Annotated in this window: 21 protein-coding genes; 13 read left to right on the top strand and 8 right to left on the bottom strand. The window is 74.7% G+C overall.

Going from position 1 to position 21,156, the window contains the following annotated elements; translation table 11 throughout:
* Positions 1-72: 72 nt before the first annotated feature.
* Both HTZ77_RS16920 and HTZ77_RS16915 read right to left on the bottom strand, forming a co-directional pair.
* Positions 73-1,485, bottom strand: a complete 1,413-nt coding sequence (locus HTZ77_RS16920) for an MFS transporter (RefSeq protein ID WP_175590548.1) — start codon at positions 1,483-1,485, stop codon at positions 73-75.
* Entirely contained in the window at positions 1,482-2,222 is a 741-nt protein-coding gene (locus HTZ77_RS16915) for a TetR/AcrR family transcriptional regulator (RefSeq protein WP_175590547.1), read from the bottom strand. The genes HTZ77_RS16920 and HTZ77_RS16915 overlap by 4 nt, the downstream gene beginning before the upstream one ends.
* 144 nt (positions 2,223-2,366) lie before the next feature.
* Between HTZ77_RS16915 and HTZ77_RS16910 the strand changes: the two genes are divergently transcribed.
* The 8 genes from HTZ77_RS16910 to HTZ77_RS16875 all read left to right on the top strand — a co-directional run bounded on the left by HTZ77_RS16910 (position 2,367) and on the right by HTZ77_RS16875 (position 9,835).
* The gene (locus HTZ77_RS16910) at positions 2,367-2,885 is read left to right on the top strand and encodes a DinB family protein (RefSeq protein ID WP_175590546.1); all 519 of its coding nucleotides are present in this window, start codon (positions 2,367-2,369) and stop codon (positions 2,883-2,885) included.
* Between the two features lie 135 nt (positions 2,886-3,020).
* A complete protein-coding gene (locus HTZ77_RS16905; protein WP_175590545.1) occupies positions 3,021-3,917 on the top strand; it encodes an alpha/beta fold hydrolase in 897 nt (298 codons plus the stop codon).
* Positions 3,918-4,096: 179 nt separating this feature from the next.
* Entirely contained in the window at positions 4,097-4,549 is a 453-nt protein-coding gene (locus HTZ77_RS16900; protein ID WP_175590544.1) for a hypothetical protein, read from the top strand.
* Positions 4,546-4,842 carry a hypothetical protein gene (locus tag HTZ77_RS16895; protein ID WP_328808625.1) on the top strand — a complete coding sequence of 99 codons (297 nt, stop codon included), beginning with the start codon at positions 4,546-4,548 and terminating at the stop codon, positions 4,840-4,842. Before HTZ77_RS16900 ends, HTZ77_RS16895 begins: the two co-directional genes overlap by 4 nt.
* A 143-nt stretch (positions 4,843-4,985) precedes the next feature.
* On the top strand, positions 4,986-6,173 hold the full coding sequence (locus HTZ77_RS16890; RefSeq protein WP_328808624.1) for an MFS transporter: 1,188 nt from the start codon (positions 4,986-4,988) through the stop codon (positions 6,171-6,173).
* A complete protein-coding gene (locus HTZ77_RS16885) occupies positions 6,170-7,072 on the top strand; it encodes a TolB-like translocation protein (protein ID WP_175590543.1) in 903 nt (300 codons plus the stop codon). The genes HTZ77_RS16890 and HTZ77_RS16885 overlap by 4 nt, the downstream gene beginning before the upstream one ends.
* Positions 7,073-7,129: 57 nt before the next feature.
* Positions 7,130-8,434, top strand: a complete 1,305-nt coding sequence (locus tag HTZ77_RS16880; protein ID WP_328808623.1) for a discoidin domain-containing protein — start codon at positions 7,130-7,132, stop codon at positions 8,432-8,434.
* A 177-nt stretch (positions 8,435-8,611) separates the two neighbouring features.
* Positions 8,612-9,835 (top strand): MFS transporter, encoded by a 1,224-nt coding sequence (locus HTZ77_RS16875; RefSeq protein ID WP_175590542.1) that lies wholly within the window; start codon positions 8,612-8,614, stop codon positions 9,833-9,835.
* Positions 9,836-9,843: 8 nt separating this feature from the next.
* Here the strand turns inward: HTZ77_RS16875 and HTZ77_RS16870 are convergent, their stop codons facing one another.
* Positions 9,844-10,218 (bottom strand): DUF6069 family protein, encoded by a 375-nt coding sequence (locus tag HTZ77_RS16870; RefSeq protein ID WP_175590541.1) that lies wholly within the window; start codon positions 10,216-10,218, stop codon positions 9,844-9,846.
* A 132-nt stretch (positions 10,219-10,350) separates the two neighbouring features.
* Here HTZ77_RS16870 and HTZ77_RS16865 point away from each other — a divergent pair, with 132 nt between their 5' ends.
* Both HTZ77_RS16865 and HTZ77_RS16860 read left to right on the top strand, forming a co-directional pair.
* Positions 10,351-11,478 carry a sensor histidine kinase gene (locus tag HTZ77_RS16865; protein ID WP_175590540.1) on the top strand — a complete coding sequence of 376 codons (1,128 nt, stop codon included), beginning with the start codon at positions 10,351-10,353 and terminating at the stop codon, positions 11,476-11,478.
* Positions 11,466-12,119 (top strand): response regulator, encoded by a 654-nt coding sequence (locus HTZ77_RS16860; protein ID WP_175590539.1) that lies wholly within the window; start codon positions 11,466-11,468, stop codon positions 12,117-12,119. The genes HTZ77_RS16865 and HTZ77_RS16860 overlap by 13 nt, the downstream gene beginning before the upstream one ends.
* 86 nt (positions 12,120-12,205) lie before the next feature.
* On the opposite strand, the gene HTZ77_RS16855 is transcribed toward HTZ77_RS16860, so the two are convergent.
* The 3 genes from HTZ77_RS16855 to HTZ77_RS16845 form a co-directional block, all read right to left on the bottom strand.
* A complete protein-coding gene (locus tag HTZ77_RS16855) occupies positions 12,206-12,970 on the bottom strand; it encodes an SDR family NAD(P)-dependent oxidoreductase (protein ID WP_175590538.1) in 765 nt (254 codons plus the stop codon).
* A gap of 92 nt (positions 12,971-13,062) precedes the next feature.
* The gene (locus HTZ77_RS16850; RefSeq protein WP_175590537.1) at positions 13,063-13,272 is read right to left on the bottom strand and encodes a DUF1905 domain-containing protein; all 210 of its coding nucleotides are present in this window, start codon (positions 13,270-13,272) and stop codon (positions 13,063-13,065) included.
* 122 nt (positions 13,273-13,394) lie between these two features.
* Positions 13,395-13,769, bottom strand: coding sequence for a nuclear transport factor 2 family protein (locus HTZ77_RS16845; protein ID WP_205302740.1), 375 nt, complete (start codon positions 13,767-13,769; stop codon positions 13,395-13,397).
* A 111-nt stretch (positions 13,770-13,880) separates the two neighbouring features.
* Here HTZ77_RS16845 and HTZ77_RS16840 point away from each other — a divergent pair, with 111 nt between their 5' ends.
* Together HTZ77_RS16840 and HTZ77_RS16835 are read left to right on the top strand one after the other, a co-directional pair.
* The gene (locus HTZ77_RS16840) at positions 13,881-14,909 is read left to right on the top strand and encodes a helix-turn-helix transcriptional regulator (RefSeq protein WP_175590536.1); all 1,029 of its coding nucleotides are present in this window, start codon (positions 13,881-13,883) and stop codon (positions 14,907-14,909) included.
* A 172-nt stretch (positions 14,910-15,081) separates the two neighbouring features.
* Positions 15,082-16,530 carry an MFS transporter gene (locus tag HTZ77_RS16835; RefSeq protein WP_175590535.1) on the top strand — a complete coding sequence of 483 codons (1,449 nt, stop codon included), beginning with the start codon at positions 15,082-15,084 and terminating at the stop codon, positions 16,528-16,530.
* Positions 16,531-16,683: 153 nt separating this feature from the next.
* On the opposite strand, the gene HTZ77_RS16830 is transcribed toward HTZ77_RS16835, so the two are convergent.
* Positions 16,684-16,890 (bottom strand): cold-shock protein, encoded by a 207-nt coding sequence (locus HTZ77_RS16830; RefSeq protein ID WP_175590534.1) that lies wholly within the window; start codon positions 16,888-16,890, stop codon positions 16,684-16,686.
* Positions 16,891-17,093: 203 nt separating this feature from the next.
* Complete coding sequence (locus tag HTZ77_RS16825) at positions 17,094-18,341, bottom strand: RNA polymerase sigma factor (protein WP_175590533.1); 1,248 nt, start codon at positions 18,339-18,341, stop codon at positions 17,094-17,096.
* Positions 18,342-18,564: 223 nt separating this feature from the next.
* Here HTZ77_RS16825 and HTZ77_RS16820 point away from each other — a divergent pair, with 223 nt between their 5' ends.
* Positions 18,565-21,105 (top strand): DUF4118 domain-containing protein, encoded by a 2,541-nt coding sequence (locus HTZ77_RS16820; protein WP_175590532.1) that lies wholly within the window; start codon positions 18,565-18,567, stop codon positions 21,103-21,105.
* Positions 21,106-21,156 lie beyond the last annotated feature (51 nt).

Genomic DNA, 21,156 nt, shown 5'->3' with positions numbered 1-21,156 from the left:
CCTGTCGTTCGATCGGCTGCGCCGCGACGCTACAAGCTAGAGTCGGCTCTAGAGCAAGGGGCGGCGGCCTCGTCAGCGGCGGGGCGGCGCGCCGGAGGTGCTCGGGGCGCTCCGGCTGCCCGTGGGCGCGCCCTGGGGTGAGGGCAGCAGGGACGCCGGGACCAGGCCGAGGGCGGCGATCCCGGCCAGCACGGCCAGCGTGACGCCGGTCACGGGCGCCTCGCCGGAGGCGGGCGAGGCGGGCATCACGCTCGCGGCGACGGCGATGCCGAGCGCCGGGCCGACGTTCATGGCGGTCTGCTTGATCCCGCCGACCACGCCCGCGTAGCCGGGCGGGGCGTCGCCCACGACGGTGCCGGTGGCGGTCACCATGACGGCGGTGAATCCCGCGCCGAGCACGCCGAACGCGGCCCCCGTGGCCAGCGGGGAAGCGCCCGGCGCGAGCAGGGACAGTCCCGCGACGCCGGACGCGACCAGGACCGTCCCGGCCGTCGCGGTGCGGCGCGGGCCGTGCCGGCGCACCGCCGTCGTGGCGATCGGCGCGCCGACGACCATGAGCGCCGTCAGCGGGAGCACCCGCAGCCCGCTCTCCAGGGCGCTGAGCCCGAACACGTCCTGGAGCAGGAACGTGCCCACGAACAACGCGCCGAACATGCCGGCCGTGACGGCGAGCAGGAGCGCCATCGACGCCGCCACCGGCAGCGACCGGGCCACGGCGGCGGGCACGACCGGGTGCGCCGTCCGCCGCTGGTGGGCCGCGAATGCCGCGCCGGCGCCCGCGGTGACCGCGAGCCCGAGCAGCGTCGCGGCGCCGGTCCACCCGTGCGCGGGCACCCCGACCACCGTGTGGACGCCGGCCGCCAGCGTCGCGGCGAGCAGCGCCGGGCCGGTGAAGCCGAGGGGGCGCGCGGCGGCGCGTGCGGCCGGCGGCTCCTTCACGGTGAGCGCCAGCGCCGCGATCACGACAGCGACCGGGACGTTGACGGCGAAGACGGCACGCCATCCCACCTGCGCGACCAGGACGCCGCCGACGACCGGCCCGGCCGCGGCGGACAGCCCGATCACGCTGGTGCGGACGGCGACCGCGGCGGCGAGCCGGTCGGCGGGGTAGGTCACGCGCAGCAGGGCCAGCGTCGCCGGCTGCAGCAGCGCGCCGGACACCCCCTGGAGGACCCGCAGCGCGATCACCCAGCCGACGTCGGGCGCCAGGGCGAGGGCGGCCGAGGTGCCGCCGAGGCCGAGCGCGCCGGCCATCAGGAGCCGCCGGTGGCCGTGACGGTCGCCGAGGCGGCCGGCGATGACGAGGAGGGCGGCCACCGCCAGCAGGTAGCCGGTGCTGGTCCACTGCACCTGGGCCAGGCCCGCGCCCAGGTCGCGCCGCAGGCTGGGCTGCGCGAGCACGAGGAGGGTGCCGTCCAGCGCGACGATCCCGGCGCCCGCGGCGCTGGCCGCCAGGGTCAGGCGCGTCCGCCAGGGGGAGGTCATGCCGGCTCCGGGCCGAGGTGGGCGTCGAGCGCGGCCGAGACCAGCCGGTCGAGCAGCCCGCCGTCAACGTCGCCGTCGGAGGTGCCGCCGTCGGAGGTGCCGCCGCCGTCACCGTCGCCGTCGGAGGTGCCGCCGTCGGAGGTGCCGCCGCCGTCACCGTCGCCGTCGGAGGTGCCGCCGCCCGTGTGGTCGTGGGGCAGGGCCAGGCGCAGGCTCTCCCACGTCCAGAGCTGGACGAGGCCGTGCACGTTCGCCCACAGCGCGGCGGCCGCGACGGCGGGCGGGGGCGCCTGAGCGGACCCGCCCCCGCCGCGCCTGGACTCGCCGACCAGGGAGACCACGCGCTCGAACAGGGGAAGAGTGCGTTCGCGCAGGCGCGGCCCGCCGTGGTCCTGCCCGTCGCCGTTGAGCAGGTCGTGCCGGAACATGAGCTCGAACATGCCGGGACACTCCACCGCGTACCGGACATAGGCCCGGGCCAGGGCGCGCAGGTGGTCGCGCGGGGTGGCGGCACCCTGACCGGCGGCGTCGAAACGGGCCTCCAGGGCGGCGAACCCGCGATGGGCGATCGCCGACAGCAGGCTGTGGTGGGTGGGGAAGTACCGGCGCGGGGCGCCGTGCGACACCCCGGCGGCCCGGGCGATCTCCCGCAGCCCGAGGTCGCCCGCTCCCCGCGCCATCACCAGGTCGACGCCCGCGTCGATCAGCCGATCCCGGACGGATCCTTCATCAGACATAGACAGTGTCTACCACCGATGCGCAGACACTGTCTACGCGCCCTGGTCGCAGCCGAGCTTCGCGGTGCCGGACCGAGTTCGCGCGCGCAGCGCTCCGGCCGGTCGCCCGCCCGGGGCCTCCGCCGGGGTGGCATCATGCCACGCATGACATGGACCGCTCCCGAAGTGACCCGCCCCGAGGGGTCGCTGCTCGCACCCGAGGCCGAGCTGCTGCCGGGCCTGCTCGACTGGCACCGCGCGACGTTCCTGCACAAGTGCGCGGGCCTCACCGGCGAGCAGCTCGCCGCCGCGCCGATCCCCTGGTCGAACCTGTCGCTGCTCGGGCTGATCCGGCACCTGGCGAAGGTGGAGCACATCTGGTTCCGGCGCTCCTTCCTCGGGGAGGACGTCCCGAAGCTCTACTCCACGCCCGAGCGGCCCGACGCCGACTTCGAGGACCTCGACCCCATACGCGCCGAGGCCGACCACGCGGTGCTGCTGGAGCAGCAGGACATGGCCCGCAAGGCCACGGCCGGGGTGCCGCTGGACACCACGTTCGAGAACGCGGGCTGGGGCACGGTGACGCTGCGGCTCGTGTTCAACCACATGATCGGCGAGTACGCCCGGCACAACGGGCACGCCGACATGATCCGGCAGGGCGTGGACGGCGTCACCGGCGCCTGAATTCTCCGCCACTTTTATCATATGCGGCGAATTAATTATTGTCCATTTTTGAAATTCCCCTTGCCGGGACACCCTTAGCCGCTGTTATTCTCCGTCGGCTCCCTTTCGGTCCTTTCAGAGAGGAGACGGCGAGAGATGAGCGAGATGAAGGCGCGCGACGTCGGCCCGGCCGGGATCGAGGTGACCTACGAGCGCCTCGGCGACCCGGCGGACCCGCCCGTGCTGCTGATCATGGGCGGCGGCGGGCAGCTGATCCACTGGCCCGACGGGTTCTGCCGGAGCCTCGTCTCCCACCGGCTGCACGTGATCCGGTTCGACAACCGCGACGCCGGGCTGTCCACCCACTTCCATGACGCGCCGGTCCCCGACCTGCCCGCGGTGCTGTCCGGCGACCTGTCCTCGGTGTCGTACACGCTGGCGGACATGGCGGCCGACACCGTCGGCCTGCTCGACGCGCTCGGCCTGGAGTCCGCGCACCTCGTCGGCGCCTCCATGGGCGGGATGATCGCCCAGACGGTCGCCGTCGAGCACCCGGCGCGGGTGCGGTCGCTGACCTCGATGATGTCCACCACGGGCGACCCGAAGGTGGGGCAGCCCAGCCCGGAGGCGCTGGCCGCGCTCGCCGGCCCTCCGCCCGTGACCCGCGAGGAGGTGGTCGAGCACACGGTGAAGGCGTCCCGGGTGCTGGGCTCGCCGGGCTACCCGGCCGACGAGGAGGCGGTGCGGGAGCGGGCCGAGCGGGCCTACGACCGGGCCCACGACGAGCTCGGCTTCCTGCGCCAGGCGGTGGCCGTCGTGGCCTCCGGCGACCGCACGCCGCGGCTGCGCTCCCTCGGCGTCCCCACGCTGGTGATCCACGGCGCGGACGACGTCATGTGCGACGTCAGCGGCGGCCGGGCGACCGCGGCGGCGGTGCCGGGGGCGGAGCTCGCGGTGTTCGACGGCATGGGCCACAACCTGCCGCCCGCACTGTGGCCCGCGATGACCGATCTGGTGGCGAATCTCGTACGGCGCGCGGAGGGCATGAATTAAGGGGATGATTCGGGGCACGAACGTATGTTGTTCGTGCCCCGAATCATCCTGTCAGCCGGTCCCGCACGGCCAATTCTCGGCATTTCAGGAATTGTCGTTCACCGTCCCGTCGCCCCAACCTTCAGACCGACTGAAGCCTTCGCTAAGCTTCAGTCACTCTGAAGGTTGGAAGGGACCCCATGGAACACGTCCTGCTGTCGGTGCACGTGCTCGCCGCCATCGTCTTCGTCGGAGGATCGGCCGTCGCCACGAGCCTGTTCCCCCGGTACGCGCCCGTCGCCGTCCCCGTGCCGGACGACTCAGGCGGCCCACGCGACCGCGCCGTGGCCGCCGCCCTGCACCGGGTCACCGGCGGCTACGCCGCGTTCGGCCTGATCGTGCCCGTGGCCGGCATCGCGCTGGCGACCGCGCAGGGACGCATGGGCGAGATCTGGATCACCGTCTCCATGCTGCTCACGGCGGCCGCGGGCGGCCTGCTGGCGACGCAGATCCACCCGCGCCAGCGTGAGGCGCTGCGCGAGCCCGGCGACCCGCGGAGGCTGCGCACGCTGTCCATGCTGGCCGGGATCTACAACCTGGCCTGGGCCGCCGTCGTCGTCCTCATGATCGTCCGGCCGGGGTCGGGCCGGTGAGCGCGGCGCACCTGGGCGTGCTGCGCGTGGCCGCCGCCGTGGAGATGCTCTCCCTCGTGATGCTGCTGGGCAACCTGTTCACCGTCCACACCAGGGCGATCACGACGTTCGGCGGGCCGGCGCACGGGATGGCGTACCTCGTGGTCATCGCCGCCGTCTCGATGGCGCCGGCCGCGGCCGGGTCAGGGGCGCGGTGGCGCGCCTTCGTCCCCGGCGTCGGCGGGATGCTCGCGCTCCGGCGCCTGCGCCGGGCTGACAGCGCGGGCGCACTCCGCCCGCGACGCACTAGTTAGGAAATTTTCCTAACTATCTTGACGTGGACCCGGCCGCTTGCCACTCTTCAGGCGAGCGGCTTGGCGCGGCGCCCCGGTGGCGTGACGCGCTCAGATCCTGACCCGGCCGTGCCTTCCATGCTGACCACTCATGGAGCAATGCCGTGTACATCTCGGATGTCAAGTCCGGCGGCACGATGTCCCGACTCAGCCTCGCCGTGCCCGCCAACGTCCTGGCGCTCGGCGCGGTCAGCCTGGTGACCGATGTCTCCTCCGAGATGGTCACCGCGGTCCTGCCCTTCTACCTCGTGCTCTCGCTGGGGCTGAGCCCGCTGGCCTTCGGGCTGGTGGACGGCCTCTTCCTCGGCGTGACCGCCGTGGTGCGGCTGGCCGGCGCCCACCTCGCCGACCGGCTCCAGCGGCCCAAGCTGGTGGCGGGCCTCGGTTACGCGCTGTCGGCGGCGTGCCGGCTGGGCCTGCCGGCGGCCGGCGGCTCGGCCGCCCTGATCGGCGCCGTGGTGGCGGCCGATCGGACCGGCAAGGGCCTGCGCACCGCCCCGCGTGACGCGCTGATCACGCTCAGCGCCGACCCCGGGCGGCTCGGTCAGGCGTTCGGCGTGCACCGGGCCATGGACACCGCCGGGGCGTTCCTCGGACCGCTGGTCGCCTTCGCCGTCCTCGGCGTGAGCGGCGCCTACGACGCGGTGTTCGTGGTGAGCTTCGCGGTCGCCGTGCTGGGCGTGCTGATCTTCGTGCTCTACGTGCGCGACCGGCGGGAGGCCGCGCCGCCCCCGGCCTCGATCCGGCCCGCGCTGGCACTGCTCGCCGAACCTCGGTTCAGGCGGCTGTGCCTGACGGCGTGCGGCCTGGGGCTGGTGACGGTCAGCGACGCCTTCGTCTACCTGCTGGTCCAGCACAACGCCGGGCTCGCGACCGAGCACCTTCCGCTGCTGCCCCTGGGCACCGCGGCGGCGTACCTGCTGCTCGCCGTACCCCTCGGCAGGCTCGCCGACCGGGTGGGCAGGGGCCCGATGTTCGTGCTCGGCCACCTCGCGCTCGTGGCCGTCTACGGCGTCCTCGCGGCGTCCGGGCCGTTCTGGGTGGTCCTGCCGTTGCTCGGCCTCTTCTACGCCGCCACCGACGGGGTGCTCATGGCCGCCGCCGGGCCGTTGCTGCCCCCCGGGTTGCGCACGAGCGGGCTGGCCCTGCTGCAGACCGGCCAGGCCGTCGCCCGCATGGTCTCCTCCATCCTGTACGGCGCCGCCTGGGCCGCGTTCGGCCCCGTACCCGGCCTGGTCGCGATGGGCGTGGGCGTGGTGGCGTGCCTGTCGCTCCGGAAGGTGGTCCGATGAGACGCGGTGTGATCCTGCTCGTCGCCATGCTCGTGCTGGGCGGCGGCGCGACCGGCTACATCCTGTGGTCCGGACACCCCGCGCCCGCGGCCGGCCGGAGCACGCTCGACCTGGCCAAACCCGGCCAGATCCTGGTCAGGGACCGGGCCACCGGCCTGATCCGCGGCAGCAGCACCCGGTGCGACCGCTTCCACGCGGCGCACGGCACGGGCGTGTGCCTGGTCGCCCAGCCCGGGGCGATGGCGACGACGTACGCACTGGTCCTCGACCACGCCATGAGACAGACCCGGCGCGTCAGGCTCGCCGGGATCCCCAGCAGGGCGCGGGTCTCCGCCAGCGGCAGGATGATCTCCTGGACGGTCTTCGTCACCGGCGACTCCTACACCGGCGGCGCGTTCTCCACCCGGACCGGGCTGCTCGACACCCGCACCGGGAACGTGACCGTCACCATCGAGGACATCCCGCTGATCAAGGACGGCCGCCGCTACCACTCCGCCGACGTGAACTACTGGGGCGTCACCTTCGCACCGGACGACAGCCGCTTCTACGCCACGGTCGCGACCAGGGGGAAGACCTATCTGGTCGAGGGCGACTACACCCGCTGGCAGGCCAGGGTGCTCAGGGAGAACGCCGAGTGCCCGTCGCTGTCCCCGGACGGCCGCCGGATCGTCTACAAGAAGCGCATGCCGTCCGGCGCCTGGCGCCTGCACGCGCTGGACCTGGCCACCGACCGGGAGACCCCGCTCGCCGAGACCGCCGACGTGGACGACCAGGCGGCCTGGCTCGACGCCAGGAGCGTCATGTACGCCAAGGGCCGCGACGTCTGGGCGGTGCCCGCCGACGGGAGCGGCACTCCCCGGCTGCTGGCCACCGAAGCCTCCTCACCCGCGATCACCTGAAACCCGATCACCTGAGTCGCGAACACCTGAGTCGCGATCACCCGGAAGGAGAACGGAGTGTTATCCAGACGTATCAGGGCAGCGGTGGCCCTGCTCGCGGCGAGCATGCTGCTCCAGGTCGGGCAGGTCACGCCCGGCCACGCGGACGACGGGCTCATCTCGCAGGGCCGGCCCACCACCGCGTCCTCGGTGGAGGACTCGACGCTCACCGCCGACAAGGCCGTGGACGGCGGCACCACGACACGGTGGGCCTCCGCCGAAGGATCCGACCCCCAGTGGATCAGGGTGGACCTGGGCGACCCGGCGACGATCAGCCGGGTGCGGCTGTCCTGGGAGGCCGCCTACGCCAGGGCGTACCGGGTGGAGGTGTCGGCCGACGGCGCCACCTGGACCACCCTGTCCTCGACCTCCGCCGGTGACGGCGGCGTCGACGACCTGACCGTGACCGGGAGCGGACGCTACGTGCGGGTGTACGGCACGGCGCGGGCCACCTCCTACGGCTACTCGCTGTGGGAGCTGGAGGTCTACGGCAAGGGCGGCGGCGGCGACGGCTCGTTCGTCGTCGCGGCGGCCGGCGACATCGCCGGGAACTGCCGCGCCGGCGACGGAACGGCCTGCCCGCACGAGCGCACCGCCCGTCTGGTCGAGTCGATCAACCCCGTCTATGTGCTGACCATGGGCGACAACCAGTACGACGACGGGAAGCTGTCGGAGTACCGGTCCTACTACGCCACCACCTGGGGTCGCTTCAAGACCAAGACCAGACCCACGCCGGGCAACCACGAGTACTACGATCCCGCCGGAGGAGCCTCCGGGTACAAGGCGTACTTCGGCTCCATCGCCACTCCCGGGGGCAAGACCTACTACAGCTTCGACCACGGCAACTGGCACTTCGTCGCCCTCGACTCCGAGCAGTCCATGTCCGCCGGTTCGGCGCAGGTGACCTGGCTGAAGAGCGACCTCGCCCGCACCACCAGGAAGTGCGTCGCCGCCTACTGGCACCATCCGCTGTTCAACTCCGGCAGCAAGGGCTACGACCCCGTCAGCCTGCCGGTGTGGCGCGCGCTGTACGCCGCGGGCGCCGACCTGATCCTCAACGGCCACGACCACGTCTACGAGCGGTTCCGCCCGCAGGACCCCGACGGCAAGGCCACCGCGGCGGGGCCGCTGGCCGTCACCGCGGGCCTCGGCGGCGCCGAGAACTACACCTTCGAGCACGAGGTGCACCCCAACAGCCTGGTACGCCTGACCGACCTGCACGGCGTGCTCAAGCTGACCCTGACCGGCACCGGCTTCTCCGGCCAGCTCGTCCAGGACGACGGCCGGATCAGGGACACGATCCCGGCGACCGCCTGCCACTGATCCATGGCCGGGCGATCCGGCTCCAGCCCTCCGGTGCCGGCTCAGCACTGGAGTTCCGGCACCACGGCGCGGTGGCCGGGAGGCGTACGGCGTCGAGGTCGTAGGACCATCGACCCAGCCGCTTCCCCGGCCACCGGCCGATCCCCACCGGCCACTGCCGCGCCGAGAATCGTCGCCGTGATCATCACCTCCACCGGACGACGCGTCGCGGGCGCCAGGCCCTTCCTCGTCGGAATGTTCGCCGACGCGCTGGGCAGCGGCCTGTACGTCCCGCTCACGCTCCTGTTCATCCACCAGGTGACCGGGCTGCCCCTGACCACGGTCGGCGTGGGCGTGACCGCCGCCGCCGTCGTGGGGCTGGCCGCGAACCCGGCGGCCGGCGCGCTGATCGACCGCTTCGGCGCGCGGCGCGTGCTCATGGCCACGTACCTGCTGCGCGCCGCGGGCTTCGCCGCCTACCCGTTCGTGGACGGCTTCGCCGCGCTGGTGGCCGTCGCCGCCGTGGTCGCGACCGGCGACCGCGCCTACTACCCCGCCTCCGGGAGTTACGTCGCGGTCCTCGCGCAAGGCGCGGACCGCGACAAGCTGTACACGCTGATGGCCACCGCCAGGAACGTCGCGTTCGGCCTCGGCGGGCTGCTGTCGGCCGGGGCGGTGTCGCTCGCCGGCGGCGCGGGGTTCACCCTCATCGCGGCGCTCAACGCGGCCAGCTTCCTCGTGGCGACCGGGTGCCTCGTCGTCTCCGGCCGGCGCGCGCCCGCGCCGGCGACGCCCAGGGAGCCGAGGGGGTACCGGGCGGTGTTCTCCGACCGGCCGTTCGTCGCTCTCGTGGCGGCCGAGCAGGCGTTCACACTCGCGCACATGATCCTTCCGGTCGCGCTGCCCGTGTACGCGGTGACGGTGCTGGGCGCCCCTGTCTGGTTGACGGGCCTGCTCTACACCCTCAACACGGTCCTGGTGGCCGCCGGCCAGCTCGCGGTACGCCGCCGGCAGCGCGCCGCCCGCCGTACGCACGCCATGGCGCTGGCCGGGACGATCCTCGTCGCGGCGTGCGCGCTGTACGCCGCGACGGCGCTCCTGCCGCCGGGTGCGCCACGGGCGGGCGGCCTGCTGGTGGCCACGCTCGTCCTCACCCTGGGCGAGCTCATGCACACCACGCCGTCCTGGGCGCTGGCCGCCGCCACGGCGCCGCCGGCGCTGCCCGGGCGGTACCTCGCGATTCACCAGCAGACCTGGGCGGTGGCGGCCGTCGTCGCCCCGGGAGGCTACGCCGCGCTCCTCGACACCGAGCCGTCGCTGCTGTGGATCGCGCTGGCCGCGCTCCTCGTGCCCGCCTGCCTCGCGCTGCTCCGCCTGGCGCGCCGCCTGCCTCCGGACGCCGTCGCCGCCCCCGGCACGTGAGGCGCGGTTCAGCGGCGCGCCAGCCACGTGATCAGCACGGCGCCCACGACCAGGTGCAACGCGAGCAGCACCAGCGTCGCGGCGGCGCCGACGGCGCTGGTGAGCGGGCCGGCGAGGGACAGGACGCACACGACGAGGGCGGTGATCGTCCAGCTGCGGCGGGGGCGGGCCGCCCGCCGTTCCAGGAGGGCGAGCAGCGCCCAGCCCGCCAGGCCGGCCAGCAGGCTCACCACCACGACCGGCACCGCCTCGACCGTCTGCGTGCCGCCGCCCGTCCGCACGGTCAGCGTGACCCCGGCCACCGGCACCGCCAGCGCCCACACGGCCAGGGCGGCCGCGGCCGTGCCGATCACGGTGAGGGCTCTCTTGAGTGAAGTGTTCACGCCGGCCAGCCTGGCCGGGCCGGGCCGGTCACCGCATCGGGCGGCCGGTCGCGCGCCGTCCTTCCCCGGAGGGAGCCGGGTCCTCCTTTGGTAGGTGACGGCTCGGCCGTGCCCGCCGCTACCGTGTGCCGGATGAGCGCGAAGTGCCCCCCGAGAACCGTGGCCGTGGCGAGCATGGCGGCCGGGGTGGGCGCGGTGACCGGCGTGTCGCTGTGGGGGCGGGCCGGCGGGCCGCTGTGGCCGCTGGACGTCGCGGTCGCGGCGGCGAGCGTGGTCGCGGCGCTCACCCAGCTGTGGTGGCCGGCCCGTGGGGCGCTGGCCGCCGCCCTCCTCGCCACGCTCTCCCCCGTGGCCACGCCGGCGGCCACGACGGGGGCGCTGCAGGTGGCCCAGCGCAGGCGGTTCCCCGTCGCGGCGGCGGTGGCGGCGGCGGGCATGGCGGCGCACCTGGTGCAGGGGCTGTGGCGGCCGAGCTCCGGCATCTCCCTGGGCTGGTGGCTGCTGCTGGTGTGCGCCTCGTACGCCGCGCTGCTCGGCTGGGGCGCGCTGGCCCGTTCCCGCCGGGCGCTGCTCGCGTCGCTGCGCGAGCGCGCCCGCCGGGCCGAGGCCGAGCAGGGCAGGCGGGTCGCCGAGGCCCGCATGGCCGAGCGCCGCGAGCTCGCCCGGGAGATGCACGACGTGCTGGCCCACCGCCTGTCGCTGGTGGCCACCCACGCCGGGGCGCTGGAGTACCGCCCCGACTCCTCGCCCGAGCAGCTCGCCCGAGCCGCAGGGGTGATCCGCACCGGAGTGCACCAGGCGCTGGAGGAGCTGCGCCAGGTGATCGGCCTGCTGCGCGAGGACGACGACCTCCTGGACGAGCTGCAGCCGAGGCCCACGCTGGCCGACCTGCCGCGCCTGCTCGGCGAGGCGCGCGAGGCGGGCCAGGTCGTACGGGTGAACGACGGGACCGGCGGTGCCTCCCCGCCCGCCACCGCCGGGATGACCGGCTACCGCGTCGTCCAGGAAGGGCTGACCAACGCCCGCAAGCACGCTCCGGGCCAGCCGGTGGAGGTGGCGCTGAGCGGCGCTCCCGGCACGCGCCTGCTGATCGACATCCGCAACCCGCTGCCCGCCCCCGGCTCGGCCCCCGCCGTGCCCGGCGGCGGCGTCGGCCTGGTGGGCCTCACCGAACGGGTACGGCTGGCCGGCGGGCAACTGGACCACCAGAGCACCGGGGAGGAGTTCCGGCTGCACGCCTGGCTACCATGGCCGGCGTGATCCGCGTGCTGCTGGTCGATGACGACGCCCTGGTCCGCGCCGGGCTGGCCATGATGCTGGACGGCGCCGCCGGCATCACCGTGGTCGGGGAGGCCGCCGACGGGCAGGAGGCGATCGCCGCCGTCGACGCCCATGCCCCCGACGTGGTGCTCATGGACCTGCGGATGCCGCGCGTGGACGGCATCACCGCCACCCGCCGGCTGCGCGCCCGGGCCCGCCCGCCGGAGGTGATCGTGCTGACGACCTTCGACACCGACGAGAACATCGTGCACGCGCTGCGCGCCGGAGCCGGCGGGTTCCTGCTCAAGGACACCCCGCCGGCGCGCATCGTGGAGGCGGTCATCCGGGTCGCGGCGGGCGACCCGATCCTGTCGCCGCGCGTCACCCGGCGGCTGATGGAGCGTACCGTCGCCCAGAGCGGGGCCTACGAGCGGGCTCACGCCGCGCTCGCCTCACTCACCCCGCGCGAGCACGAGGTGGCCCTCGCGATCGCGCGCGGCCGGACGAACGCGGACATCGCCGCGGAGCTCGCCATGGGCGTCACGACGGTGAAGGCGCACGTGTCCAGCATCCTCACCAAGCTGCGCCTGGACAACCGCACGCAGGTCGCGCTCCTCGCCCACGACGCGGGCCTCGCCTGACCGCCGGCCGGGCCCGGCACCGAGCCTGCCCCCCGGCCGGACCCGACGCTGAGCCTGCCGCCCGGCACGGAGGGGCGGTGCCGTGGTCAGGCGATGGGGCCGAGGTACGTCCCGCCGGAGACGTCGACGGTCTGGCCGGTCACCCAGCGGCCCTGCGGCCCGGCCAGGAAGGCGACGACGTCGGCGACGTCCTCCGGCTCGCCCAGCCGGCCGAGCGCGGTGATCGCCTCCAGCCCGGCGAGCACCTCGGGGATGGAGGCGTAGCCCGCAGTGAGGTCGGTGCGCACGGCGCCGGGCGCGACGGTGTTCACCGTGATCCCGCGCCGGCCCAGGTCGTTGGCCAGCGTGGGGGCCATCGACTCCAGCGCGGCCTTGCTGATGGTGTAGCCGATCTGCGTGGAGACCGCGAAGCGGCTGGCGGTCGAGCCCATGTTGACGATGCGGCCGCCGTCGTTCAGCAGCGGCAGCGCCCGCTGGATCACGAAGAACGGCGTGGTCACGTTGATCGCCAGCAGCAGGTCCAGCTCCTGCGGGGTGACCCGCGCGATCGGGTTGCCGGAGCCGATGCCCGCGTTGTTGACCACGATGTCCAGGCCGCGTCCCGCCAGCCCCGCCGTCAGGCCCTCGAAGAGCCGGTCCACCGCGCCGTCCTCGCCGAAGCGGGCCCGGACGGCGAACGCGCGGCCGCCCTCCTCCTCGATCCGGGTCACGGTCTGCTTGGCCGCCTCGTCGTCGCCGCCGTAGTGGACGGCGACCTCCGCGCCCTCGGCGGCCAGCCGCAGCGCCACCGCCCGGCCGATGCCCCGCGACCCGCCCGTCACCAGCGCCGTCTTGCCCGCCAGGAAACCCATGTCAGCTCCTCAGGTGCCACATCCGGTCCTCGGTGCGGACCGGTCATGGGGCAACCGTGCCGGGGCCGGCTCACCGCGCGCTCACCGCCGGCTCACCGGGCCATGAACGAGCTGCTGAACGGATGCCCGTCGACCGTCGCCGCGACCTTCACCCGGCCCCGGGTCCCGAAGAACTCCGCCGAGCCCGGCCACACGACGTAGGTGTGACCGCCCTTGGCCGGGCTCCCGAGCAGCGTCGCGGTGAACTCCTCGTCCAGCGCCTCGATCGTGTCGTGGCTGACACCCGTGGTCGCGTTGGTCATCTCGGGCTCCTCCCGGGTGCGGGCCGGTGCCGGTCACCGGCCCTCACTCCATGGACGAACGGCTTCGCGCCGTCACGACACCCGCCGCGCGGATTCTTCGCGACTTCTTCGTCGTACCGGGGTCAGCCTTCCGCGCGGGGCCGGGCCTGGGCGGCCGGGAGGCGGTCGAAGACGGTGACGACGCGGGTGATCCTGCCGTCGCCGACGGTCAGGTAGTCCATGGCCCGGAAGTCGCGGGCGAACGTGGTGTCGGTGGTGTAGACGACGGCCGCGCTCGTGTCGTCGCCGAGGACCTTGGTGATGGAGGACCCGGTGAGCTTGGGCAGGAAGCCCTCCAGGAAGCCCCGGTAGGCGGCCAGGCCCTCGATCCGGCCGGCGGGCGCGTCGCACACGACGTCCTCGGCGAGGAAGCCGAGCGCCTGGTCGACGTCGCCGCTCATCCACGCGCGGGTGTAGTCCTCGGCGATCTGCTGGGCGGAGGCGTTGGTGCTGGTCACAGTGCTTTCCCTTTCGTGGTGTGCCGGAGCCGTCCGTGCGGGCCCCGGCCCCTGGATCCTCGCCCCGGTATATGTCAGGGTGTGTCTTATATGTGAGAAAGTTTTTCCGCCATGAGATCCGACCGGTTGCTCTCGATCATGCTGCTGCTGCAGACGCACGGCCAGCTGCCCGCCGGGACACTGGCCGAGCGGCTGGAGGTGTCGGTCCGCACGGTCATGCGCGACGTCGAGGCGCTGTCGTCGGCCGGCGTGCCCGTCTACACCGTGCGCGGGCCCCACGGCGGCATCGCGCTGCTGCCCGGCTTCCGCACCGATGTCACCGGCCTGACCACCGACGAGGCCCGCGCCCTGTTCGTGCTGCTGTCCGGGCGCGCCCACGACGAGCTGGGGCTGGGACGGGCCATCGGCTCCGCGCTGCGCAAGGTCATGGCGGCCCTGCCCGCCTCCCACCGGCCGGACGCCGACCTGGCCAGCCGCCGCGTGCTCATCGACCCCGAACGCTGGCGCGGCGGCCCGGCTCAGCCCGCGCCCGACCTCGCCGTGCTCCAGGAGGCCGTCTTCGGCGACCGGCGCCTGCGCGTGCGCTACCGGCACGGCGGCGGCAGCCGTCCCCGCTCGTACACGCTGGACCCGTACGGGCTGGTCAACAAGGCGGGCGTCTGGTACCTGGTGGCGGATCACCGCGGCGAGCCGAAGCTGTTCCGCGCCGACCGCGTCTCCTCCGCCGTGGTCGGCGACGAGCCCGCCCGGCGCCGCGACGGCCTCGAACTGGCCGGCCTGTGGGACACCCTGCGCCGCCGCATCGACGACGTCCCCACCCCGGTGCCCGTCACGGTCAGCGTCCGGCGGGACGTCCTGGACCGGTTCCTGCGCGTCCACCAGGCCGACCTGGCCCCCTCGGCCGGGGCGGACGGGTTCGGCGGCGAGGGCGAGGGCGACGGGGAACGGGTGGACGTCGAGCTGCGCTTCCGCTCCCTGGGCGCGGCCGGGGCGCTGCTCGCCTTCGGCCCCGACGTCGAGGTGCTGGAGCCCGTGGAGCTGCGCCGGGTCCTGGCCGGCAGGGCGGCCGAGACCGCCGCCCTCTACGCGGCTCGGCCGCGCAGCGAGGGTCCGGCGTCCGGGCGGGGTCGCGGCCGGTGAGGCCGAGCAGCCGATCCAGGAGCGTCGCGGAACACGGGTCATAACGCGATCCGTAGCCGATCGGCAGCGATCCATAACCGGCGACCTCCAGGCTGGGCCGGTGGGCTCAACCGTCCGGACGCGCGCGGTGTTCTCCCATCGCCCCCGTCCCTCCGTCCCCTGGAGCCCCTTCATGGCCACCGTCCCCAACCGCTGGTGGGCCCTGCCCGTCGTGCTGGTCGCCGTCTTCATGACGACCCTGGACTTCTTCATCGCCAACGTGGCGGTGCCGTCGATGCGCGCCGGCCTGCCCGCCGACGGTTCCGAGGCGCAGCTCGTGATCGCGGGGTACGGGCTGGCGTACGCGGCGGGGCTGGTCGTGGCGGGCCGGCTCGGCGACCTGCACGGGCCGCGCCGGGTCTTCTCGGCGGGCCTGGCGCTGTTCACGCTGGCGTCCGCCGCCTGCGGGGCCGCGCCGGGAGCCTGGGCGCTGATCCTGGCGAGGGTCCTGCAGGGCGTGGCCGCGGCGCTGCTCGCCCCGCAGGTGCTGACGCTGCTCGGAGACCTGTACCGGGGCGCCGACCGGGCCAGGGCGTTCGGCTGGTACGGCACGGCCGTGGGGCTGGCGGGCGTGAGCGGGCAGGTGATCGGCGGCCTGCTGATCGCGGCGGACCCGTGGGGGCTGGGCTGGCGGGCCTGCTTCCTGGTCAACGTGCCCCTGGGTCTCGTCGCGCTCGCCGTGACCCCGCGCCTCGTCCCGTCCCCGCCGCCCGTCTCACGTCCCGCCGGGGCCGGTCTGGACGTGGCCGGGGCGGGGATGGTCGCAGCCGGGCTCGTGGCGGTCGTGCTGCCGCTGGCCCAGGGCCGGGAGCAGGGCTGGCCGGCGTGGACGTGGCTGTGCCTGGCGGCCTCGGCCCCGCTGCTGGCCGCGTTCGCCCGCCGCCAGCGCCGCCTGGCCGCGGCCGGTCGGCAGCCGCTGCTCGACCTGGACGTCTTCGGGGAGAAGGGGTTCGGGCGCGGGCTCGTGGCGGTGGCGCTGCTGTTCGGCGGCTCGGCGGGGCTGTCGTTCGTGCTGGCCCTGTACCTCCAGGAGGGCCTCGGGCTCTCCCCGGCGGCGGCGGGAGCGGTGTGCACGGCGCTCAACGCCGGGTTCCTCGCCGGCTCGGCGCGGACGGCTGCCCTGGCCCGCCGTCTGGGGACGGGGGTGCCCCTGGCGGGCGCGGCGACGCTGCTGCTCGGGCTGCTGCTCCTGACCCGGGTCGTGGCAGGGGCCGGGGACGCCGTCGCGTACGAGGTGGCGGGGACGCTGCTCGTCGTGGGCGCCGGGATGGGGCTGCTGATGTCGCCGCTGATCTCCGCGACGCTGGCCCGGGTACGGCCCGAGCGGTCCGGCGCGGCGGCCGGGGTGCTGGGCACGGTGCAGGAGACGGGCGGCGTCCTGGGCGGCACGCTCACCGGGACCGTGCTGCTGGGGTCGCTGGAGTCCGGATGGGGGGACGCCGCGCGGGCCGGGCTCGCCGTACCGGCGGCGTGCGCCCTCGGCGTGCTCGTCGTGGCCGCCCTCGCGCTCCGGCGGGCGCCCGGCTGCCGTCAGGCGCAGGACACCGAGCAGATGATCACACCGTGGGAGCCCATCGGGTAGGGCGGTGGGACCGAGGACTTCTCTGGACGCCGGCGACAGGCAGGCGTCCGGCGGCGGGCCCGGCCGCCGTGAGAGCGCGTCTCCCCCGGTGCACAGACGAGCAGGGGCCCGCACCGGTGAAGGTGCGAGCCCCTGCTCGTGGTGCCGGCCGGGTCAGGCGGGAACGATGTTCTCCGCCTGCGGGCCCTTCTGCCCCTGGGTGATGTCGAAGGCCACGCGCTGGCCCTCACGCAGCTCGCGGTAGCCGCCCTGCGAAACGATGTTGGAGTAGTGGGCGAAGACGTCGGCGCCGCCGCCGTCCTGCTCGATGAAGCCGAAGCCCTTCTCCGCGTTGAACCACTTCACGGTTCCCTCAGCCATGTCATTCTCCTTCTGGTCTGGCAGAACCGGAGCCCGCCGTGTGCGGACTCCGCGTCGCCGTAATGAGCCCATCCGGAGTTGACCGGAAAACAAAAATGCGCCTGAGGTCACATACCGTCAGGCGCACACAGAGTTCGTATGGGTACCACAACTGCAACTACCGCCAGGCTAGCACACCGGTGAGCCGCGGCCCGGGCGTTTCGTCAACGGCCGGTGGACAGGCGGGCGGCGCGGGCGTTCAGGTAGCGGCGTTGCGGCAGGTTCGTGGTGCGCGCGGCGGCCTCCAGGTACGCCCGGCGCGCCGCCTCGCGGTCGCCGGCCGTCTCCAGCAGGTGCGCCCGCGCCGTGTGCAGCCGGTGCCCCGCGGCGAGCCGCTCGTCCTCCTCCAGCTCCCGCAGGGCGGCCAGCCCCGCCTCCGGGCCGTGGGTCATGGCGACGGCCACCGCGCGGTTCAGCCGCACCACCGGCCCGCCGTCGACCCGCAGCAGCACCTCGTACAGGGCGAGGATCTGCGGCCAGTCGGTCCGCTCCGCGCTCGGCGCCTCGTCGTGGACGGCGGCGATGGCGGCTTGGAGCTGGTACGGGCCGGTCGGCCCGGACGGCAGCGCGGCCGTGACGAGCGCGACGCCCTCCTCGACCAGGTCGGCGTCCCACAGGCTGCGGTCCTGCTCGGCCATGGGGACCGGCGTGCCGTCGGGCGCGACGCGCGCCGGCCGGCGGGCGTCGGTGAGGAGCATGAGCGCCAGCAGCCCCGCCACCTCGCCGTCGCCGGGCAGCAGCCGGTGGAGCAGGCGGGCCAGCCGGATGGCCTCGGCGGCGAGCTCGACGCGGTGCAGGCGCGGCCCCGACGTGCTCGCGTACCCCTCGTTGAAGACCAGGTAGAGCACGTGAAGGACGGCGGCGAGCCGCCGCTCCCGCTCGGCGGGCGAGGGCAGCGCGAACGGCAGGCCGCTGTCGCGGACGGTCCGCTTGGCCCGGGTGATGCGCCGGGTCATGGTGGCCTCGGGCACCAGGAACGCCCGGGCGATCTCCGCCGTGCTCAGGCCGCCGACCGCGCGCAGGGTGAGGGCGATCTGCGAGGCCGGCGACAGCGACGGGTGGCAGCACCAGAACAGCAGGATGAGCGTGTCGTCGCCGTCGCGTTCCCGGCGGTCGGCGGCGGGGGCGAGCCAGTCGTCCGGCAGCGTCCAGCGCGCGACCGCGTCCTCGCGCCGCCTTCGGGCCTGCTCGGCGCGCAGCAGGTCGGTGAGCCGCCGGGAGGCGACGGTGATCAGCCAGGCCGCCGGGTCGCCGGGCAGGCCGTCGCGGGGCCACTGGACGGCGGCGGCCAGCAGGGCCTCCTGCACGGCGTCCTCGGCGGTGTCGAAGTGCCCGTAGCGGCGCACGAGCGCGCCGAGGACCCGGGGCGTGAGGTCCCGCAGCAGCGCCTCCGTCGCGGCCTCGGTGTCCATGGTCGCCGTCCTTCCCCGGAGAGCCTGTCCTGGGGGTTCCGTCCTCTCCCGGTGGAGCCCGTCCTGGAGGACGTCGGAGCCGCCGCAGCGTTCCGGACATCCGCCAGCATCGCACGCGCGCGGGCTGATCACGCGGCTCGCCACCGGTCGTAGCCTGGTTCTATGCCGGAGCGGCGCGCCGGGACTCCGCCCGGCGCCCGTCCGGCCGAGGAGGTGAGGGGCGGTGCCACGGGGACGGCTGCGGGTCTACCTGGGCGCGGCTCCGGGAGTCGGCAAGACGTACGCGATGCTCTGCGAGGGCCGCCGCGCGACGGCCCGCGGCCGCGACGTCGTCGTCGGCTACGCCGAGACCCACGGCCGCGCCGCCGTCGCCGCGCTGCTCGACGGCATGGAGGTGCTGCCGCGCCGCGCCCTCGTCCACCGGGGCGCGAGCTTCACCGAGCTGGACGTGGACGCGGTCATCGCCCGGGACCCGAGGGTGGCGCTGATCGACGAGCTGGCCCACACCAACGTGCCCGGCTCGCGCAACGCCAAGCGCTGGCAGGACGTCGACGAGATCCTCGACGCCGGCATCGACGTGGTCACCACGGTCAACATCCAGCACCTGGAGTCGCTCAACGACGTCGTCCGCGAGATCACCGGGGTGCCCCAGCGCGAGACCGTGCCCGACGAGGTGGTGCGCCGCGCCGACCAGGTCGAGCTGGTCGACATGTCGCCGGAGGCGCTGCGCCGCCGGATGGCCCACGGCAACGTCTACCCGGCCGAGAAGATCGACGCCGCGCTGTCCAACTACTTCCGCGAGGGCAACCTGACCGCGCTGCGGGAGCTGGCGCTGCTGTGGGTGGCGGGCAAGGTGGACGAGCAGCTCGACCGCTACCGCGCCGCCCACGGCATCGAGGGCACCTGGGAGGCCCGCGAGCGGGTCGTGGTGGCGGTGACCGGCGGTCCGGAGGGCGACACGCTGGTCCGGCGGGCGGTCCGGATCGCGGCCCGGTCCAAGGGCGCCGACCTGCTGGCCGTCCACGTGACCACCGGTGGCGGCCTGGCAGGTGCCGATCCCGCCAATCTGGCCCGGCAACGGGCGCTGGTGGAGTCGCTGGGCGGCACGTACCACCAGGTGGTCGGCGACGACGTGCCGCGGGCGCTGCTGGACTTCGCGCGCGGCGTCAACGCCACCCAGCTCGTGCTCGGGGCGTCCCGGCGCGGCCGGTTCGCGCAGATCCTGTCGCCGGGGGTGGGCGTCACGACCACGGCCCTGTCCGGCCCCATCGACGTCCACCTGGTCACCCACGAAGGGGCCCGCAAGGGACGCCGGCGGCCCCGCGGCGGGGCGGCGCTCACCCGGCGGCGCCGGCTGCTCGGCTGGGCGATGACCGCGCTCGGCCTGCCCGCCCTCACCGCCGTCCTGCACGCGCTGCGCGACACGCTGGGGCTGCCGAGCCAGATCCTGCTGTTCCAGATGTGGGTGATCGCCGTGGCGCTCGTCGGCGGGCTGTGGCCGGCGCTGGCCGCGGCCGTGGGCGGCGTGCTGCTGCTCAACTACTTCTTCACCCCTCCCTACCGGAGCCTGCTGGTCTCCGATCCCGAGGCGCTGCTGGCGCTGGCGGTGTTCGTCGTGGTGGCCGCCGCGGTGAGCGCCATCGTGGACCTGGCCGCCCGCCGTACCCGGGAGGCCGCCCGCGCGAGCGCCGACGCCGAGCTGCTGTCCACGCTGGCCGGTCACGTGCTGCGCGGCGACTCCGCGCTGCCCTCGCTGCTGGGACGGCTGCGCGAGACCTTCGGCCTGACGTCCGTCACGCTGCTCGAACGTCGCGGCGAGCCGGTCACCGACGACCAGGCGCAGCCGGAGGCGTGGCGCATCGTGGCCACCTCCGGCGGGCGGCCCGCCACCTGCCCGGACGCCGCCGACACCGACGTGACCGTCGACGACCGCCTGGTCCTGGCCGCGCGCGGGCGGCTGCTCGACGCCGCCGACCGGCGGGTGCTGGAGGCGTTCGCCGCCGAGGCCGCGGTCGCGCTGCGCCAGGAGCGGCTGCGCGAGCAGGCCGCCCGCGCCGAGCCGCTGGCCGAGGCCGACCGGATGCGCACCGCGCTGCTGGCCGCCGTCAGCCACGACCTGCGCACCCCGCTCGCCGCCGCCAAGGCCGCCGTGGACAGCCTGCGCGGCACCGAGATCGACTGGACGCCCGAGGACCGGGCGGAGCTGCTGGCCACCGCCGACGAGTCGCTCACCACCCTCGACCGGCTGGTCGCGAACCTGCTCGACATGAGCCGCCTGCAGGCCGGCGCGCTCGGCGTCGCCCTCCAGCCGGTGGCGCTGGACGAGGTCGTGCCGCCGGCCGTGGACGAGCTCGGGCCGCTCGCCCACCGCGTCCGGAACACCGTCTCCTTCGACCTGCCCGAGGCCGTCGCCGACCCGGCCCTGCTGGAGCGGATCGTCGTCAACCTGGTCTCCAACGCCGTCCGCTACAGCCCGGCCGGGGAGAAGGTGCTGGTCACGGCGGGCGGCCATGCGGGGCAGGTGCAGCTCCGCGTCGTGGACCGCGGGCCGGGGGTGCCGCCGGAGGCGCGTGACAGCATCTTCCTGCCGTTCCAGCGGCTGGGCGACCGGCGCGACCATCCCGGTCCCGGCCTGGGGCTCGCGCTGTCGCGCGGGCTGGCCGAGGCCATGGGCGGCACGCTCGTGCCGGAGGAGACGCCGGGGGGCGGCCTGACCATGGTGCTCACGCTGCCCGCGGTGCGACCAGATCGGCGATATGCGTGACATATGCGCTTATGGGTAAGGTTACCGGCGGTGTGCCGGGAAGTCTGGTCG

The organism is Nonomuraea montanisoli, from assembly GCF_013363975.1.
Classification (GTDB): Bacteria; Actinomycetota; Actinomycetes; order Streptosporangiales; family Streptosporangiaceae; genus Nonomuraea; species Nonomuraea montanisoli.
The sequence above is the reverse complement of the archived record's forward strand: the minus strand, read 5'-3'. Positions and strand labels throughout refer to the sequence as shown.

Excerpts from the sequence above, each read along its gene's own strand:
- HTZ77_RS16860 (WP_175590539.1), top strand. The coding sequence starts at position 11,466 with ATGGCCGGCGTGATCCGCGTGCTGCTGGTCGATGACGACGCCCTGGTC.
- HTZ77_RS16840 (WP_175590536.1), top strand. The coding sequence starts at position 13,881 with ATGAGATCCGACCGGTTGCTCTCGATCATGCTGCTGCTGCAGACGCAC.
- HTZ77_RS16825 (WP_175590533.1), bottom strand. The coding sequence starts at position 18,341 with ATGGACACCGAGGCCGCGACGGAGGCGCTGCTGCGGGACCTCACGCCC.
- HTZ77_RS16850 (WP_175590537.1), bottom strand. The coding sequence starts at position 13,272 with ATGACCAACGCGACCACGGGTGTCAGCCACGACACGATCGAGGCGCTG.
- HTZ77_RS16910 (WP_175590546.1), top strand. The coding sequence starts at position 2,367 with ATGACATGGACCGCTCCCGAAGTGACCCGCCCCGAGGGGTCGCTGCTC.
- HTZ77_RS16920 (WP_175590548.1), bottom strand. The coding sequence starts at position 1,485 with ATGACCTCCCCCTGGCGGACGCGCCTGACCCTGGCGGCCAGCGCCGCG.
- HTZ77_RS16885 (WP_175590543.1), top strand. The coding sequence starts at position 6,170 with ATGAGACGCGGTGTGATCCTGCTCGTCGCCATGCTCGTGCTGGGCGGC.
- HTZ77_RS16905 (WP_175590545.1), top strand. The coding sequence starts at position 3,021 with ATGAGCGAGATGAAGGCGCGCGACGTCGGCCCGGCCGGGATCGAGGTG.
- HTZ77_RS16855 (WP_175590538.1), bottom strand. The coding sequence starts at position 12,970 with ATGGGTTTCCTGGCGGGCAAGACGGCGCTGGTGACGGGCGGGTCGCGG.
- HTZ77_RS16900 (WP_175590544.1), top strand. The coding sequence starts at position 4,097 with ATGGAACACGTCCTGCTGTCGGTGCACGTGCTCGCCGCCATCGTCTTC.
- HTZ77_RS16830 (WP_175590534.1), bottom strand. The coding sequence starts at position 16,890 with ATGGCTGAGGGAACCGTGAAGTGGTTCAACGCGGAGAAGGGCTTCGGC.
- HTZ77_RS16865 (WP_175590540.1), top strand. The coding sequence starts at position 10,351 with ATGAGCGCGAAGTGCCCCCCGAGAACCGTGGCCGTGGCGAGCATGGCG.
- HTZ77_RS16915 (WP_175590547.1), bottom strand. The coding sequence starts at position 2,222 with ATGTCTGATGAAGGATCCGTCCGGGATCGGCTGATCGACGCGGGCGTC.
- HTZ77_RS16835 (WP_175590535.1), top strand. The coding sequence starts at position 15,082 with ATGGCCACCGTCCCCAACCGCTGGTGGGCCCTGCCCGTCGTGCTGGTC.